We start from the raw sequence: 15,692 nt of genomic DNA on the forward strand, positions 1-15,692 counted from the left end.
GTCACATCTCGTCGAGCAGCCAGCGGGCCGCCTCGACGTTGCCGGGGAAGACCTGGTCGCCGCCGATGCTCCAGGCCACCGTCTGGCCGATCGCCCAGCCGCGTACCCGCTCCCGGTCGAGGCCCAGCTCGGCGCTGAGCCGGTCGAGCCGGTGCCGCACCGCCGAGGGGGAGTGACCCAGCTCCGCGCCGCGCACGAGTGGCACCACCGTGAACTCCCGCTCGCCGACCAGCGGCTTCGGGTCGATCACCAGCCACGGTTCGCGCCCGGCGGCCAGGATGTTGCCGGCATGCAGGTCCTGGTTGACGAGCACCTGCTCACCCTGGCTCGGCGCCAGCTCCGCGAGCAGCCCGAGCGCGGTGTCGAGCAGGCGCCGCTCGTACGGGCAGCCGGCCCGTCGCCAGTTACCAGGCATCCGCTCCGCCCAGCCGGCCGCCTCCTCGGCCAGCGGCGTGAACGGTTCACCGGCCGGCACCGCGAGCCCTGGTAGCAGGCCGACCGCGACGTCGAGCGCCGCGTCGGCGGCCAGCGAATGCAGCGGCGTGCCGGGGTCGCACCGCTCGACCAGCAGTGCGCGCCGATCGGCGTCGTGGGCGAGCAGCCGGATCGCGCCGCGCCCGTCCCAGTGCGCCAGCGCCGTTGCCTCGTGGACGCTGTCGTCGTCCGGGTACTGGAGCTTCAGCACCGCCCGGGTGCCGTCGGGGAGTGTCGCGGGCAGCGCCAGCGAGGCGAACGCGTACGCGAACGGCGGGCCGACCGTCAGCTCCCACCGCGCGACGCAGTGGGCCAGCCGGCCGGGCAGCTCCGCGAGCCACGCCCGGCCGGCCTCGGTCTGCTCGACCCAGCGCAGCCCGTCAGGAATGTCGCACCGCATCCAGACATCCTGACCGGTGCGGCGACGATCCGCTGTCCCGGGCCGGGGCTCGCCGGTCTGCGGTCAGCGCAGCCGGCGGATGTCCCCGTACGCCCGGTAGAAGCCGCCCCGGCCGGACTCGCGGACCTCGGTGACCAGGTAGCGCGCGCCCGGCTCCCGGATGCCCTTGGGGAACTGCACCGACCAGTCCCGCCGGTAACCGTCGGCGAGGACGTGCACCCGCAGTCGGCCGCCCTGCTCGACGCACTGCACCAGCACGCCGTCGCGGTCGTCGGTGGTCACCTCGACCGACGTCCAGGCGGCCGTCTCGGGCATCCGCGCCGGCGCCTTGACGTCGACCACGTCGGGGACGCTGCCCGCCTCGGCCGCCCGGATCGCCGCCTCGCTCGCGTCGATGCAGGCCAGGTAGCCGCTCGTGGTGACCACGTAGAGCCGGTTGTCGTGGTACTGCATCGAGTACGCCGAGCCGCAGCCGGTGCCGAGCTTCCACAGCCGGTTGCCGGCCTGGTCGAAGCAGTAGATCGAGGAGGCGCTGTCACCGGCGAACACGTACCGGCCGCCCTCGGCGGTGGCGCAGGAGAAGACCGCGGCGTCGCAGCGGTAGACCTGCTCGGCCCGGCCGTCCTTGCGCAGGCGCACCACCTCGCGGGTGCCGGTGCCGGCGAAGACGGCGTCCCGCTCCTGCCAGCCGAACAGGACGGCCCCGGTGCCGGTGTGCCACAGCTCGCGCCCGGTGCGCCAGTCGTAACCGGTGACCCCCTGCGAGTGGCCGTGGTAGAGCGCGTCGGCGTCGCAGCGCACCATCCACGCCGACCGGCCCCGCCCCGGCCGGCGCCAGAGGAACTCGTCCTCGTGGTCGATCGCGGAGATGCCGCCGTCGCGGTCGGACACGCCCAGCACGCCGTCGTGGATGTCGAGCCAGTAGATGTCGATCTCGGGCGCGATCGCGTACGCCGCGCGCGGCACCTTGCCGGACAGGTCGTAGACGTTGCCGTCGTCGCAGCCGGCGTAGACCCAGGCGTCGTCGGCGACGATGCACTTCACCCCGTCGGGGAGCCGGACCTGGTTGACCAGCCGGGCGTCGTGGTCGAGCGTGGTGATCACGCCGTGCTCGTTGCCGACCATGCAGTGCCGGTCGTCGACGAAGATGCCGAAGGCGGGCGCGCCCGAGGCGTACCGCCAGAGGACCGGGGCGGTGCGGGCGGTCGAGCGGGTGCTGACGATCTGCCGGCGCGACACCGTCCGCTTCTGGCGTACGCCGGGCACCGCCGGGGCGTACCCCTTGCGGACCTTCTCGCCGATCTTCTTCGCGGCGGCGGCGCGGGCGCGGGCGTTGTCCGGGAAGGTGCTGGTCTTCACCTGGCCCTGGTCGCCGATCCGCCCGTAGCGCACTGTCATCGCGGTGTCGTCGACCACCACCTCGTAGAACTTGTGCGCTCCACCATCCACTTCGGACAGTTCGAGGTAGGTCGTCTCCTGGGACATGGGGGTATACCTCCGAGGGGAAGTGCCGAACCGGCAACGCGCACACGCTAACGCCGGGCACCGACAAACCCGGGTGTCGATGTTAAGAAGGGGCCCTTCCTCTACCGGAGGCGTTAATAGGGGGCCCTTCCTTACACGGCGGCGAGGGCGTCGACGGCCTTGCGGGCGGCGATCAGCACCGGATCCCACACCGGGGCGTACGGCGGCGCGTACCCCAGGTCGAGCGCCGTCATCTCGTCCACTGTCATGCCGTTCCACAGTGCCACCGCGAGCGCGTCGATCCGTTTGGCCGCCTCGGACCAGCCGACGATCTGCGCCCCGAGCAACCGCCCGCTGAGCCGCTCGGCGATCAGCTTGACCGTCATCGGCCGCGACCCCGGGTAGTAGCCGGCCCGGTTCGTCGACTGGGCCAGCACTGTGACGAACTCGAAGCCGGCCTCCCGCGCGTCCCGCTCGCGCAGCCCGGTGCGGCCCACCTCCAGCTCGCAGACCTTGGTGACGGCGGTGCCGATGACGCCGGGGAAGGTGGCGTACCCGCCGCCGATGTTGATGCCCGCGATCCGGCCCTGCTTGTTGGCGTGCGTGCCGAGCGGAATGTGCACCGGCATGCCGCTGACCCGGTGCAGCGACTCGACGCAGTCGCCCGCCGCCCACACGCCGGGTACGCCCGGCACCCGCATCCGGCGGTCGGTACGGACCGCCCCGGAGGGGCCGATCGGCAGGCCGGCGGCCTCGGCGAGCGCGGTGTTGGGGCGTACGCCGAGACCCAGCACCACGACGTCGGCCGGGATCGGCCCCTCGTTCGTGACCACCGCGGAGATCCGGCCGTCCCGCTCCTGGAGACCGGTGACCTGGAGGCCGGTGCGGACGCCGATGCCGGTCGCGCGCATCGCGTCGGCCACCAGCTCGCCCATGTCCGGGTCGACTGTCGACATCGGTTGGTCGGCCTGCTCCACGAGCTGGACGGAGAGCCCGCGCTGCACGAGCGCCTCGGCCATCTCGACGCCGACGTAGCCGCCACCGACGACCACCGCGCGCCGGGGCCGGGGCTCGCGTTCGAGCCAGCCGATGAGCGCCGCGCCGTCGTCGAGCGTCTGCACGCCGAACACCCCTGACACGTCGTCGCGTGCCCAGTCCGGCTGCACCGGGGACGCGCCGGTGGCGTACACCAGGGTGTCGAAACCGGCGCGGACCTCGCCGCCGCCGTCCAGGTCACGCGCGAGGATCTCGCGGCGGTCCAGGTCGATGGCGGTGACCTCGTGCCGGGTGCGGACCTCGATGCCGAAGTCGTCGCGGAAGGTCTTCGGGTCGCGGGCGATCAACTCGTCCCGCTCCTCGACCAGGCCGCTGACCCAGTAGGGGATGCCGCAGGCCGAGTAGGAGGTGAAGTGCCCGCGTTCGAACGCGACGATCTCCAGCTCGGACCGGTCGCGGCGGCGACGCGCCTGCGACGCCGCCGACATCCCGGCGGCGTCGCCGCCGATGACGATCATGCGCTCGGCCACGTCGCCCATCCTGTCACGCCGGGCCACGGCCGCGTGGCCGCTCAGCCACGGGTCTGCCGCGCCACGTCCGCGACCACGTCGACGAGGCTGCCGGTACGCGCGAACACCGCCCGCTGTCGTGCCGCGCCGCTGCCGTGCCGCCGCAGCCCGCCCAGCAGGTCGGTCACCCGGTCCAGGTCGCCGTGCCGTTCCAGTTCGGGGCGCAGCCGGTCGACGAGCCGGTCCAGCAGCTCCCAGGCCGGGCGCAGCTCACCGTCGGTGAGGTCGACGCCCTCGCCCTCCAGCCCGTCGTGGGCGGCCCGCCAGTGCGCCGCCACCAGCAGGTGGTGGTCGGTGTTGACGGCCGGGCGGCCGGCGGCGATGTCGGTGAGCGCGGTGGCGACGAGCGCGCGGACCAGCGCCGCCACCAGCACCGCGTCGTCCACCGACGGGCAGACGTCGCCGATGCGGATCTCCACCGTGGGGTACTTCGCGGACAGCCGGGCGTACCAGTAGAGCATCCCCTCGTCCAGCATCACGCCGCTGGCGATGAGCTGCCGGATCAGCCGCTCGTAGTGCTCGTGCGACTCCAGGTACGGGGTGGGCGCGACCGACGGCCAGCGTTCCCACTCCACCGAGCGCCAGCTCGCGTACCCGGTGTCCTCGCCCCGGGAGAACGGGGAGTTGGCGGTGACCGCGTGCAGGATCGGCAGCCAGGGCCGGACGTGGTTGAGCACCTGCACACCGGTGTCCGGATCGGGGATGCCGACGTGGATGTGCATGCCGTTGTTGCCGGGACCGGGCACCAGCAGCCGGAACCGTTCGATCATCCGGTCGAAGCGCGGCTTGTCCACCACCGGCGGCACCGGCCCGTCGACCGGCCCGGTGCCGATCGCGAGCAGCCGTACGCCGGCCCGCTCGGCCGCGTCGGCCAGTTCGGCGCGCAGCATCGACAGCGAGTGCCGGATCGAGGACAGGTCCAGCCCGGGCGGGCTGCCGATCTCGATCTGGCTGGTCTGGAACTCGCGTTCCACCTGACCGCGCAGCTCGGCCGGCACCTGCTCCATGACCAGGTCGACGGCGGGTACGGCGGTCCCGGTGTGCGGGTCGGCGAGCAGGAACTCCTCCTCGACGCCGACTGTCAGCAGGTCGGTTCCGCCCGATGCGGCGCTCCGCTCCCGCTCCGCCACTGAGCCACTCATCGTCACCACCGTCTCCTCCGGACCGCTCGCGGCACCGTGCCGCGTGGTCGAGGACCTGTTACCCACCGTGTCCGTTTGGGGAAACGTGCCGCTGGGCGTGTCGGCGCCGGTTCGCCCGAACGGGTCGTGCCGCCGGTGGGCGTGCACGGGCCCGCGGGGCGTGACACGGCGGGCTAGGGTGGCCGTGTGACGGGGATGCTGGCGGTGCTGACGGGAGCGTGGGCGTACGCCCTCGCCCTGTTCGCCGACCGGCCGGCCGGGCTGATCGCCGGTGCGGCCGTCGTCGCCGCGCTGCTGCTCGCCACCCTGCTCGCGCTGCGGGTCCGCGCGCTGCCCACGCCGCCCGGCACCCGGTTCGCCGCCGCGCTGCGAGCCCGCGCCCGCCGTCGCGGGGTGCCCCGGCAGGTCGACCCGGACGCACCGGGGCGTCCGCGCCCCCGCGCTCCCGGTCTGCACCCCTCGGCCGCGTAGCCACCTTCTTCCGGCCCGCGTCGGCGGGCCGGTAGATCCCTCCATCCCGGCTTCCGCGGCCGATTCCGTCGTCATCCGTCCCGCCGTGCGGCACGTCGCTGCCCGGGACACCCGGAATCGCCATCGAGGGGTCCACCCATGCTCGCCTTCGCACCGTTGCACTCCGCGGCCTCGGCCGCGGCCACAGTCGTCACCTGGCTCGCCGACGTGCTCGCCCCGCTCACCGGCGGCGCCGCGACTGCGGCCGCCATCGTCCTGTTCACAGTCGCCGTCCGGCTGCTGATCTCCCCGCTGACAGTGGCCCAGGTCCGCGGGGAGCGGCGTCGCACCGCGCTCGCCCCCGAGGTACGGGAACTCCAGCGCCGGTACGCCGACGACCCGGCCCGCCTCCAGAGCGAGCTGTTCGCGCTCTACCGCAACGCCGGTGCCAGCCCGGTCGCGGGCTGCCTGCCGGCGCTGTTGCAGGCACCGTTCTTCCTGGTCATGTACCGCCTGTTCGCCACCGGTGACGGCGCGCCGGAGCTGCTGGGGGAGCGGCTCGCCGGCGTACCGCTGGGGTGGCACCTCGGCGACGGCCTGGCCGGCCCGGTGCCGCTGGTGTTCGGCGTGCTGCTGGCCGCGCTGCTCGCGCTGGCCTGGTGGTCGTCGCGGCGGATGCGCCGGGCGTCGGCCGCCACCGGCACCGTGGCCGGGACGCCGGCCGAGGGTCCGGGCGCGGCGGTGCTCGGGCGGGTGCTGCCGCTGCTGCCGTACGGCACGGTGCTGGTGGCGCTCGTGGTGCCGCTGGCGGCGGTGCTCTATCTGGTCACCACCACGGCGTGGACGGCGCTGGAGCAGGTGGTGCTGCGCCGGCCGCAGCCGGCGGCGGCCATCGACAAGCGTTGACAAGTGCGGGGGCGGGCGCGTAGAAATCGCTCTCAGAGAGCGCTCTCCCGGACCCGTCCCCGCAGAGAGGCACCCCGAATGAATCCGATCCCGGCGGCCCCGGCCGCCTCCGCCACCGTGCCCCGAACACGCCGCCGGCTCGCCCTGGCCGCCGGTGTCCTCGCGCTCACCACAGCGCTCGCGGGCGTCTCGATGACCGCCCAGGCCGCGGTGCCCCCGACACCGCCCGGGTGGAGCCTGGTGTGGAGCGACGACTTCACCGGCTCCGCCGGCACGCTGCCCTCGTCCGCCAACTGGATCATCGACACCGGCACCGGCTACCCGGGCGGCCCGGCCAACTGGGGCACCGGCGAGATCCAGACCTACACGTCCAGCACCGCGAACCTGGCCCACGACGGCTCGGGCAACCTGCGCATCACGCCACTGCGGGACTCGGCCGGCCGCTGGACCTCGGCCCGGATCGAGACGGTACGGGCGAACTTCAAGCCGCCGTCGGGTGGTGTGCTGGCCCTGGAGGGCCGGATCCAGATGCCGAACGTGACGGGCGCGGCGGCGTCCGGGTACTGGCCGGCGTTCTGGGCGCTCGGCTCGCCGTACCGGGGCAACTACCAGAACTGGCCGGGCATCGGTGAGTTCGACGTGATGGAGAACGTCAACGGGATCAACTCGGTCTGGGGCGTGCTGCACTGCGGCGTCGCGCCGGGCGGCCCGTGCGGGGAGTTCAACGGCATCGGCGCCTCCCGGGCCTGCCCGGGCAGCACCTGCCAGTCGGCGTTCCACACCTACCGGTTCGAGTGGGACGCCTCGACCAGCCCGCAGCAACTGCGCTGGTACGTCGACGGCCAGCTCTTCCACACCGTCGGGCAGAACCAGATCGGTGAGCCGTACTGGAGTCAGATGACCAACCACGCCGGCTACTTCCTGCTGCTCAACGTGGCGATGGGTGGCGGCTTCCCGGACGGCGTGGCCGGCTCCGCGACGCCCACCGCGGCGACGGTGCCCGGCCGGTCGATGCTCGTCGACTACGTGGCCGTCTACACCCGGGGCGGCGGGAGCAACCCGTCGCCCACGCCGACCACGCCGCCGCCGGGCGGGGTGCGCGACGCGTACGCGACGATCCAGGCCGAGTCGTTCAACGCGCAGAACGGCGTGCAGGTGGAGGCGTGCGCCGAAGGCGGCCAGGACATCGGCTGGCTCGCCAACGGCGACTGGGCCCGCTACGACAACGTCGACTTCGGCTCGACGCCGCCGCGCGACTTCGTGGCCCGGGTCGCCTCCGGCGCGGCGTCCGGCGTGAGCGGGCTGGTGGAGGTCCGGGTGGACAGCCCGACCGCGCCGCCGATCGGCAGTTTCGCAGTAGGCAACACCGGCGGCTGGCAGACCTGGCGCTCGGTGCCCGGCAACGTCGGCGCGGTGACCGGGCGGCACACGGTCTACCTGACGTTCAGCAGCGGCCAGCCGTCCGACTTCGTCAACGTCAACTGGTTCACCTTCCGCCGCTGAGTGCGGCCGGGACGCGGCCCGGACCCCCTCCGGGGTTCGGGCCGCGCCGGTGCTGGACAGAAACAGTTAACACTCTTAATAATAGGCGCACGTCGACGGTTGTGAATCCCTCTCCACCCCCGCCCGTCCCCTGGAGGACGCCGTGAGACTCCGCCCCCGCCTGGCGACGCTCGCCGCCGCGCTGACCACCGCCGTGGTCGCCGGTGCCCTGCTCGCCGCGCCACCCGCCTCCGCCGCCACCGCCGCGTTCGTCCGCACCTCCAGCTGGAGCAGCGGGTACGAGGCCCGGTTCACAGTCACCAACGACAGCTCCGCCGCGATCTCCTCGTGGAACGTCCAGTTCGACCTGCCGTCCGGCAGCACGCTCGGCTCGTTCTGGGACGCCCGGCTGACCACCTCCGGCCAGCACGTCACAGCCGTCAACCAGTCCTGGAACGGCGCGCTCGCCCCGGGCGCCAGCACCAGCTTCGGCTTCGTCGTCAGCGGCACCGGCGACCCGGTGAACTGCACAGTCAACGGCGCCTCCTGCACCGGCGGCGGCAACCCTGGCAACCCGGGCGCACCGGCCACGCCGGGCGGGCTGCGGGTCACCGGCACCACCGCGTCCGCCGTCTCGCTCGCCTGGAACGCGGTCTCCGGCACCGTCACCGGCTACCGGGTGTACGAGGGCGGCACGGTCAAGGCCACAGTCACCGGCACCTCGGCCACCGTCTCCGGGCTGGCCGCGTGCAGCGGGCACAGCTACACCGTGACCGCGTACAACGGCACCGGCGAGTCGGCGAAGTCGGCGGCGGTCGCGGCCACCACGAGCGGGTGCACCGGTGGCGGCGGAGGCGCGATGGCCGCCGCGCCGTACCTCTACCCGGGCTGGGGCGACCCGCCCGCGCCCGCCACCGTGATGGGCGCGACCGGCGTCAAGTGGTTCACCATCGCGTTCGTGCTCTCCGGCGGCGGCTGCACCCCGGCCTGGGACGGCAGCGGCCCGCTGACCGGCGGCACGCACGCCACCACCATCGCCGCGATCAAGGCGGCCGGCGGCGACGTCATCCCGTCCTTCGGCGGCTGGAGCGGCAACAAGCTCGGCCCGAACTGCTCGTCCGCCGCTGCCCTGGCCGGCGCGTACCAGCAGGTCATCAACGCGTACGGGCTGAAGGCGATCGACATCGACATCGAGAACAGCGACGAGTTCGAGAACGAGGTGGTGCAGGACCGCATCCTGGACGCCCTGAAGATCGTCAAGCAGAACAACCCGGGGATCAAGACGATCATCACGTTCGGCACCTCGACCACCGGGCCGTCGTACTACGGCACCCGGCTGATCAACCAGGCGGCGGCCAAGGGCGCCGGGATCGACGTGTTCACCATCATGCCGTTCGACTTCGGCGGCGGCGCGAACATGTACCAGAACACCGTGAACGCGGCCGAGGGCCTGAAGACCGCGCTGCGCAACGCGTTCGGCTGGTCGGACGCCACCGCGTACGCGCACATGGGCCTGTCCGGCATGAACGGCCTCTCCGACCAGCAGGAGCTGACCTCGCCGGCCACCTGGACGCAGATCCGCGACTGGGCGAAGGCGCGCGGCCTGGCCCGGTTCACGTTCTGGTCGGTCAACCGGGACCGGCCCTGCCCCGGCGGCGGCGTGGTCGCCAACTGCTCCGGCATCGCGCAGAACACCTGGGAGTTCACCGGCATCACCGCGGGCTTCTGACCCGCGCGGCGGTCAGCGCCCGGTGGTCACCGACTGCCGGGCGCGCCGCCGGCGCACCTTCTTCACCGCCCAGCTCACGATCATGAAACCGAAGACGGCGAAGATCGCGTAGTTGAACCACTGGCTGTACTTGTCGACGTCCTCCCACCGCGAGCCCAGGGTGAACCCGGCGCCGACGATCAGGGCGTTCCACACCCCGCTGCCGAGCGTGGTGAGCAGGATGAACTCACCGAGCGGCATCCGGTTCGCGCCGGCCGGGATGGAGACCAGGCTGCGGACCACCGGCACCACCCGGCCGATCAGCACCGCCCACCGGCCGTGCCGCTCGAACCAGCGGTCGGCCTTCTCCAGATCCTGCAGGTCGACCAGCGGGATGTGGTCCAGCCAGCGCTTGAGCCGCTCCTCGCCGAGCGCCGCGCCGAGCCAGTAGAGCACCAGCGCGCCGAGCAGCGAGCCGACCGTCGCGGCGACCACGATGAACACCACGTTGAACCGGCCCTCGGCGGACAGGTAACCGGCCATCGCCAGCACGATCTCGCTCGGGATCGGCGGGATGATGCTCTCCAGCGCCACCAGCAGTGCCACGCCGACCGCGCCGAGCGAGTCGATCACGCTCGCCACCCAGCCGGTCAGCCCGGTGAACTGGTTCGGGTCGACGTCCTGGGCCAGGGCCATGGGGGGTCCTTCCACGCGAGAGCCGGAGATCCGAAGGTGTTACCCGGACCGGCGGCTGTCACACCTGTGACTCAGCCCTCCGGGTGCAGCGCGGCGTCCGCCGGACCCCGCCGCCAGCCGGTGAAGCGGACCAGCAGGCCGCCCCGGCTGGGCGAGCAGCAGTACGGCCCGGCCGACGCCTGCGCCGCCGGATCGAGCGGGGCGACGCGGACCAGCCGCCACGGCTCGTCCTCGCACCGGGCCCGCACGGTGAGCGCGTCGCCGGCCCGGCTCACCCGGACCGTCACCCCCCGGCCCGACCACTGCGGCACCGGCGCCACCGACCAGTCGGAGAATTCGTCGGTGACCACGGCGCCCACCTGCGGCGAACCGTCGCTCACCTCGACCCCGGCCTTGGTCCACCGCCGCTCGTCCACCCGCACCAGCACGCCGGCCTGGTCGAACTGCTCCGAGTAGTCGAGCAGGAACGACACCTCCACGGCGCTGTCCACGCCGAACGGAGCGAGTAGCGCCGAGCCGTCGTCGTGCACGAAGCCGTAGCTGGTGCGCCGCCAGAAGTCGCTGCCGCCGCGCGGCTCGACGAGCAGGCCGCGACCGACCGGCTCGGCCCGCTCCGGCGGGTTCAGCCAGGTGCCGGCGGACCAGTCGTACGCCTCCTCGCTCATCGGAGCACCGTACCGGGTTTGCCGTCGCGCGCGTTCGGAGAAGTAGTCCTCGCATGGGTGACAGGTGGTATCAGGAGGCGGTCGTCTACTGCCTCGACGTCGACACGTACGCGGACTCCGACGGCGACGGGGTGGGTGACTTCCAGGGGCTGATCGGCCGGCTGGACTACCTGGCCCGGCTCGGCGTGACCTGCCTGTGGCTGAACCCGATCCACCCCTCGCCGAACGAGGACGACGGGTACGACGCCACGGACTTCTACAACGTCGACCCGCGCCTGGGCACGCTCGGCGACTTCGCCGAGCTGCTGCACCAGGCGAGCAACAGGGGCATCCGGGTGATCATCGACCTGGTGGTCAACCACACCTCGGACCAGCACCCGTGGTTCCAGTCCGCCCGGTCCTCGCCCGACTCGCCGTACCGGGACTGGTACGTCTGGGCCGACCACGAGCCGGACGACCGCCACCAGGGCATGGTCTTCCCCGGCGAGCAGCACGAGACGTGGACCTACGACCGGACCGCCAAGGCGTGGTACTACCACCGCTTCTACAAGTTCCAGCCGGACCTGAACATCGAGAACCCGAAGGTCCGCGCGGAGATCAAGAAGATCACCTCGTTCTGGCTCCAGCTCGGCGTCTCCGGTTTCCGGATGGACGCGGTGCCGTTCATCATCGAGCGCACCGAGCCGGGCAACCCGAACTCGCCGAAGGACTTCGACTTCCTCACCGACCTGCGCCAGCACGTGCAGTGGCGGCGCGGCGACGCGGTCCTGCTGGCCGAGGCGAACGTCGAGCCGGACGAGCTGCCCGTCTACTTCGGCGACGGCAGCGGCTCGGGCAACCGGATCCACATGCTCTTCGACTTCATGCTCAACGGCCGGCTGATGCTCGCCCTGGCCCGGGAGGACCCGGAGGTGATCATCGAGGCGTTGCGCGACACCCCGAAGCTGCCCACCGGCGGCCAGTGGGCGACGTTCCTGCGCAACCACGACGAGATCGACCTGTCCCGGCTCACCGCCGACCAGCGCAACGACGTGCTGGCGAAGTTCGGGCCGGACGAGAACATGCAGCTCTACGGCCGGGGCATCCGCCGTCGTCTCGCGCCCATGCTCGGCAACGACCGCCGGCACATGGAGCTGGCGTACTCGCTCCAGTTCTCGCTGCGCGGCACGCCGGTGCTGCGCTACGGCGAGGAGATCGGCATGGGGGAGAACCTGTCGCTGGACGGGCGCGACGCGATCCGTACCCCGATGCAGTGGTCGTACGCGGACAACGCCGGGTTCTCCACGGCCGAGCCGGAGAAGCTGGTCCGCCCGGTGATCGACAAGGGCGAGTACGGCTACCAGAAGGTCAACGTCACCGCCCAGCGCAAGGATCCGCGGTCGCTGCTCGGCTGGTTCGAGCGGATGATCCGGACGCTGCGCGAGGCGCCGGAGACCGGCTCGGGCAGCACCACCCACATCGACGTGCCGATGCCGCCGGGCGTGCTCGCGCACCGCGCCGACGGTCGTACCGGGACCATGGTCTTCCTGCACAACCTCGGCACCGAAGACGTCGAGGTCGACCTGAGCACGCTGGCGCCGGAGGCGGACCTGCCGATCGACGTGCTCAGCGACCGCAACTACGAGGACGTGGGCAAGCTCGACCGGCTCAAGCTCGGCGGGTACGGCTACCGGTGGATCCGGCTCTGCCGGGGCCACGAGCGGTAGGGGGCGGCGTACCGGCGGGTTAAGCTCCTTCGATCGAGCCACAAGTTACCGGGAGGTAAGCATGTCGGAGGAGCCCCGCGTCGCCATCGTCACCGGAGCCGCGCGCGGCATCGGCGCGGCGACCGCCCGCCGGCTGGCGGCCGACGGCATGGCCGTCGCCGTGGTCGACATCGACGAGTCCGCCACCAAGGAGACGGTGGACGCCATCGGCTCGGCCGGCGGCCGGGCTCTCGGCGTCGGCGCCGACGTGTCCGACCGGGCCCAGGTCGAGGCCGCCGTGGAATGGATCGCCGCCGAACTGGGCGCGCCGACAGTGCTCGTCAACAACGCCGGTGTGCTGCGCGACAACCTGCTGTTCAAGATGACCGAGGGCGACTGGGACACGGTCATGGGCGTGCACCTGCGCGGGGCGTTCCTGTTCAGCCAGGCCGCGCAGAAGCACATGGTCGAGGCGAAGTGGGGCCGGATCGTCAACCTGTCCAGCACCTCCGCGCTCGGCAACCGGGGCCAGGCGAACTACTCGGCCGCCAAGGCCGGCCTCCAGGGCTTCACCAAGACGCTGGCGATCGAGCTGGGCCCGTTCGGGGTGACCGTCAACGCGGTCGCGCCGGGCTTCATCGTCACCGACATGACCGCGGCGACCGCGGCGCGGATGAAGGTCGACTTCGACGATCTCCAGAAGCACGCCGCCGCCGAGATCCCGGTACGCCGTCCCGGCCGTCCGGAGGACGTCGCGCACACCATCTCGTTCCTTGCCAGCGAGGGCGCGTCGTTCGTCTCCGGTCAGGTCATCTACGTCGCCGGCGGTCCGAAGGACTGACCGGCCCGACCCGGCGCGGGCCCGCTCAGGCGGGGTCGCGCCGGGTGCGCCAGAGCCAGAACAGGCCGAGCACCGGCAGCACCAGCGGCACGTAGCCGTAGCCGCTGCCGAAGTCGGACCACACCGTCTCGTCCGGGAACAGCTCCTTGTCGGCGATGCTCAGCACGCCCACGCCGAGCACGCCGACCAGTTCGACTGTGCAGCAGGCGAGCGCGATCCGGCGGCCGGTGTGCCCGGCGCGGGCCAGCCCGACCGCCGCCACGATGTAGATCAGCGCGGCGAGCGCGGAGAGCAGGTACGCCACCGGCGCCTCGTCGAACTTCGTGGCGATCTGCAAGCCGGCCCGCGAGGTCGCGGCGATGGCGAAGACGATGTAGACGGCGATCAGCAGCCGTCCCGGGCCGCGGTTGGTGGCGCGCTGCTCGTGCGCGGTCGTGGTGTCAGCCACCGAGGACCTCCCAGGTCTGCTGGAGCCGTACCGCCACCACGGGCGTGACCAGGCAGATCGCGCAGACGATGCCCGAGCCCCAGCGGGTCGGCTCCATCCGGGCCAGCACCCAGGCCAGCGGCGGCAGGCAGACGAGCGTCGCCAGGTAGCCGAAGAACGCGCCCGGCTCGCCCGGCCGCTCGCCGCCGCCGAGCGCGACGATTGCCGTCACGGTGAGCGCGAGCAGCGCCACCTCCAGCACGGCCAGGCCGACGAACTGGATCCGGTCCGGCGGCCGGTGGCGTACCGCCGCCACCAGGGCCCAGACGGCGAGCGCCAGCGAGATCACGATCGCGACCGTGGCGAGCGGCCCTTCCACCGGGGAGGCGGAGGCGGCCGCCGCGCTGGTCGTCGACACGGTGTCGTTCACCGGCACAGCCTACTAATCCGTGTAGTAGCGGCTCGCCCGCCGGGTCGGGGCGCGCCGGACGGGCCGGGGGACTAGCGTGGATCACGGTCCCGGCGTACGCCGGTGGCGGACGTCGACGGCAGGGGGCCGGGGTGCGGTTCGGGTTGTTCGGCACGGGTTACTGGGCGGCGGAGACGCACGCCGCGGCCATCGAGGCGCACCCGCGGGCCCGGCTCGCCGGCGTCTGGGGGCGCAACCCCGCGAAGGCGGAGGAACTGGCCACCCGGCACGGCGTACCGGCCTTCACCGACGTCGACGCGCTCATCGACGCCTGCGACGCGGTCGCCGTGGCGCTCCCGCCGGACGTGCAGGCCGACATCGCCGTGCGGGCGGCCACCGCCGGCCGGCACCTGCTGCTGGACAAGCCGCTGGCGCTCGACCTCGCCGACGCCGACCGGGTGGTCGACGCGGCGCAGGCGTCCGGGGTGGCCTCGGTGGTCTTCTTCACCCAGCGCTTCCACCCGAACGTCACCGGTTTCCTCGCCTCGACCGCGGCGGCCGGCGGCTGGCAGCACGCCCGCGCCACCATGTTCGCGTCGATCTTCCAGCCCGGGAACCCGTACGGCGACTCGACCTGGCGGCGAAAGCGCGGCGCGCTCTGGGACATCGGCCCGCACGCGTTGTCGCTGATCCTGCCGGTGCTCGGCCGGGTCACCCGGGTCGCCGCGATGGACGGCCCGAGCGGCCTGGTGCACCTGCTGCTCACCCACGACGGCGGCGCGACCAGTTCGCTCTCGCTCACCCTGGACGCGCCGTCCGAGGCGGTCACCCGGGATTTCGTCTTCTTCGGCGAGAACGGCACCGAGACCGTCCCGCCCGGCGACGGCAGCGCGCTCCAGGCGTTCGGCGCCGCGCTCGACCAGCTGCTGGAGGAGGTCGACGCGGGCACCCGCGACCACCGCTGCGACGTGCGGTTCGGCCGCGAGGTGGTGGCGGTGCTGGACGCCGCGCAGACCGCCCGCGCCCAGGGCCGCACCGTCGAGATGTAAGGAAGGGCCCCTTCTTAACGCCTCCGGTAGAGGAGGGGCCCCCGCTTAACACCCACCGGTCAGGCGTCGGCCAGCGTGACCAGCGCCTCGCCCAGCTCGGTGGGGGTGTGGAACTCCTCGGCCGGCAGGGACCGCAGCGCCTGCAGCGCCTCGGTGTCGGCGCCGTTCTCCTGGCCCCAGCGGACCAGGTCCTCCCGCGAGACCGGGTAGTCGAGCCCGGCCAGGAACTCCCGCAACTGCGCACCGGTGACGGTCATGCCGCCCGGCTACCCACTGAGCCCGGCACCATGCCCGCCGGCGGGTGCGGCCCGGGTCCGCCGTACGCCCGC

General features: G+C 72.8%; 15 protein-coding genes and 1 pseudogene. 7 read left to right on the forward strand and 9 right to left on the reverse strand.

Annotated features, from left to right (window positions below; genetic code table 11):
* Position 1 precedes the first annotated feature (1 nt).
* The 4 genes from ML5_RS15420 to ML5_RS15435 all read right to left on the reverse strand — a co-directional run bounded on the left by ML5_RS15420 (position 2) and on the right by ML5_RS15435 (position 5,054).
* A complete protein-coding gene (locus tag ML5_RS15420; RefSeq protein WP_013475305.1) occupies positions 2 to 874 on the reverse strand; it encodes an aminoglycoside phosphotransferase family protein in 873 nt (290 codons plus the stop codon).
* 63 nt (positions 875 to 937) lie between these two features.
* On the reverse strand, positions 938 to 2,359 hold the full coding sequence (locus ML5_RS15425) for a WGR domain-containing protein (RefSeq protein WP_013475306.1): 1,422 nt from the start codon (positions 2,357 to 2,359) through the stop codon (positions 938 to 940).
* Positions 2,360 to 2,490: 131 nt separating this feature from the next.
* Positions 2,491 to 3,864 (reverse strand): FAD-dependent oxidoreductase, encoded by a 1,374-nt coding sequence (locus tag ML5_RS15430; RefSeq protein WP_013475307.1) that lies wholly within the window; start codon positions 3,862 to 3,864, stop codon positions 2,491 to 2,493.
* Positions 3,865 to 3,905: 41 nt separating this feature from the next.
* Positions 3,906 to 5,054 carry a glutamate--cysteine ligase gene (locus ML5_RS15435; RefSeq protein ID WP_013475308.1) on the reverse strand — a complete coding sequence of 383 codons (1,149 nt, stop codon included), beginning with the start codon at positions 5,052 to 5,054 and terminating at the stop codon, positions 3,906 to 3,908.
* 186 nt (positions 5,055 to 5,240) lie between these two features.
* Here ML5_RS15435 and ML5_RS15440 point away from each other — a divergent pair, with 186 nt between their 5' ends.
* The 4 genes from ML5_RS15440 (at position 5,241) to ML5_RS33190 (ending at position 9,612) form a co-directional block, all read left to right on the forward strand.
* Positions 5,241 to 5,516, forward strand: coding sequence for a DUF6412 domain-containing protein (locus ML5_RS15440; RefSeq protein WP_013288308.1), 276 nt, complete (start codon positions 5,241 to 5,243; stop codon positions 5,514 to 5,516).
* A gap of 138 nt (positions 5,517 to 5,654) precedes the next feature.
* The gene (locus tag ML5_RS15445) at positions 5,655 to 6,401 is read left to right on the forward strand and encodes a YidC/Oxa1 family membrane protein insertase (protein WP_013475309.1); all 747 of its coding nucleotides are present in this window, start codon (positions 5,655 to 5,657) and stop codon (positions 6,399 to 6,401) included.
* Positions 6,402 to 6,479: 78 nt separating this feature from the next.
* Positions 6,480 to 7,904 (forward strand): carbohydrate-binding protein, encoded by a 1,425-nt coding sequence (locus ML5_RS15450; RefSeq protein WP_013475310.1) that lies wholly within the window; start codon positions 6,480 to 6,482, stop codon positions 7,902 to 7,904.
* Positions 7,905 to 8,046: 142 nt separating this feature from the next.
* A complete protein-coding gene (locus tag ML5_RS33190) occupies positions 8,047 to 9,612 on the forward strand; it encodes a cellulose binding domain-containing protein (RefSeq protein WP_013475311.1) in 1,566 nt (521 codons plus the stop codon).
* Positions 9,613 to 9,624: 12 nt separating this feature from the next.
* Here the strand turns inward: ML5_RS33190 and ML5_RS15460 are convergent, their stop codons facing one another.
* On the reverse strand, positions 9,625 to 10,287 hold the full coding sequence (locus ML5_RS15460; protein ID WP_013288304.1) for a DedA family protein: 663 nt from the start codon (positions 10,285 to 10,287) through the stop codon (positions 9,625 to 9,627).
* Between the two features lie 71 nt (positions 10,288 to 10,358).
* Positions 10,359 to 10,952: a DUF1349 domain-containing protein gene (locus ML5_RS15465; RefSeq protein ID WP_013475312.1), complete on the reverse strand. Its 594-nt coding sequence runs from the start codon at positions 10,950 to 10,952 to the stop codon at positions 10,359 to 10,361.
* Between the two features lie 53 nt (positions 10,953 to 11,005).
* Between ML5_RS15465 and ML5_RS15470 the strand changes: the two genes are divergently transcribed.
* Together ML5_RS15470 and fabG are read left to right on the forward strand one after the other, a co-directional pair.
* The gene (locus tag ML5_RS15470; RefSeq protein WP_013475313.1) at positions 11,006 to 12,658 is read left to right on the forward strand and encodes an alpha-amylase family protein; all 1,653 of its coding nucleotides are present in this window, start codon (positions 11,006 to 11,008) and stop codon (positions 12,656 to 12,658) included.
* A gap of 61 nt (positions 12,659 to 12,719) precedes the next feature.
* Positions 12,720 to 13,478 (forward strand): 3-oxoacyl-ACP reductase FabG, encoded by a 759-nt coding sequence (fabG, locus tag ML5_RS15475; RefSeq protein WP_013475314.1) that lies wholly within the window; start codon positions 12,720 to 12,722, stop codon positions 13,476 to 13,478.
* On the opposite strand, the pseudogene ML5_RS15480 reads toward fabG, so the two are convergent.
* Together ML5_RS15480 and ML5_RS15485 are read right to left on the reverse strand one after the other, a co-directional pair.
* Positions 13,451 to 13,926: pseudogene (locus ML5_RS15480) on the reverse strand (hypothetical protein). The gene fabG and the pseudogene ML5_RS15480 sit on opposite strands and share 28 nt — an antisense overlap.
* Positions 13,919 to 14,335 (reverse strand): hypothetical protein, encoded by a 417-nt coding sequence (locus tag ML5_RS15485; protein WP_013475316.1) that lies wholly within the window; start codon positions 14,333 to 14,335, stop codon positions 13,919 to 13,921. The pseudogene ML5_RS15480 and the gene ML5_RS15485 overlap by 8 nt, the downstream one beginning before the upstream one ends.
* 131 nt (positions 14,336 to 14,466) lie before the next feature.
* On the opposite strand from ML5_RS15485, the gene ML5_RS15490 reads away from it, so the two are divergent.
* The gene (locus ML5_RS15490) at positions 14,467 to 15,363 is read left to right on the forward strand and encodes a Gfo/Idh/MocA family protein (RefSeq protein ID WP_013475317.1); all 897 of its coding nucleotides are present in this window, start codon (positions 14,467 to 14,469) and stop codon (positions 15,361 to 15,363) included.
* 59 nt (positions 15,364 to 15,422) lie between these two features.
* Here ML5_RS15490 and ML5_RS15495 read toward each other — a convergent pair whose 3' ends face one another.
* Positions 15,423 to 15,620, reverse strand: a complete 198-nt coding sequence (locus ML5_RS15495) for a DUF2795 domain-containing protein (RefSeq protein ID WP_013288297.1) — start codon at positions 15,618 to 15,620, stop codon at positions 15,423 to 15,425.
* Positions 15,621 to 15,692 lie beyond the last annotated feature (72 nt).

Origin of the sequence: Micromonospora sp. L5 (genome assembly GCF_000177655.2) — a bacterium.
GTDB classification, from domain to species: domain Bacteria; phylum Actinomycetota; class Actinomycetes; order Mycobacteriales; family Micromonosporaceae; genus Micromonospora; species Micromonospora aurantiaca.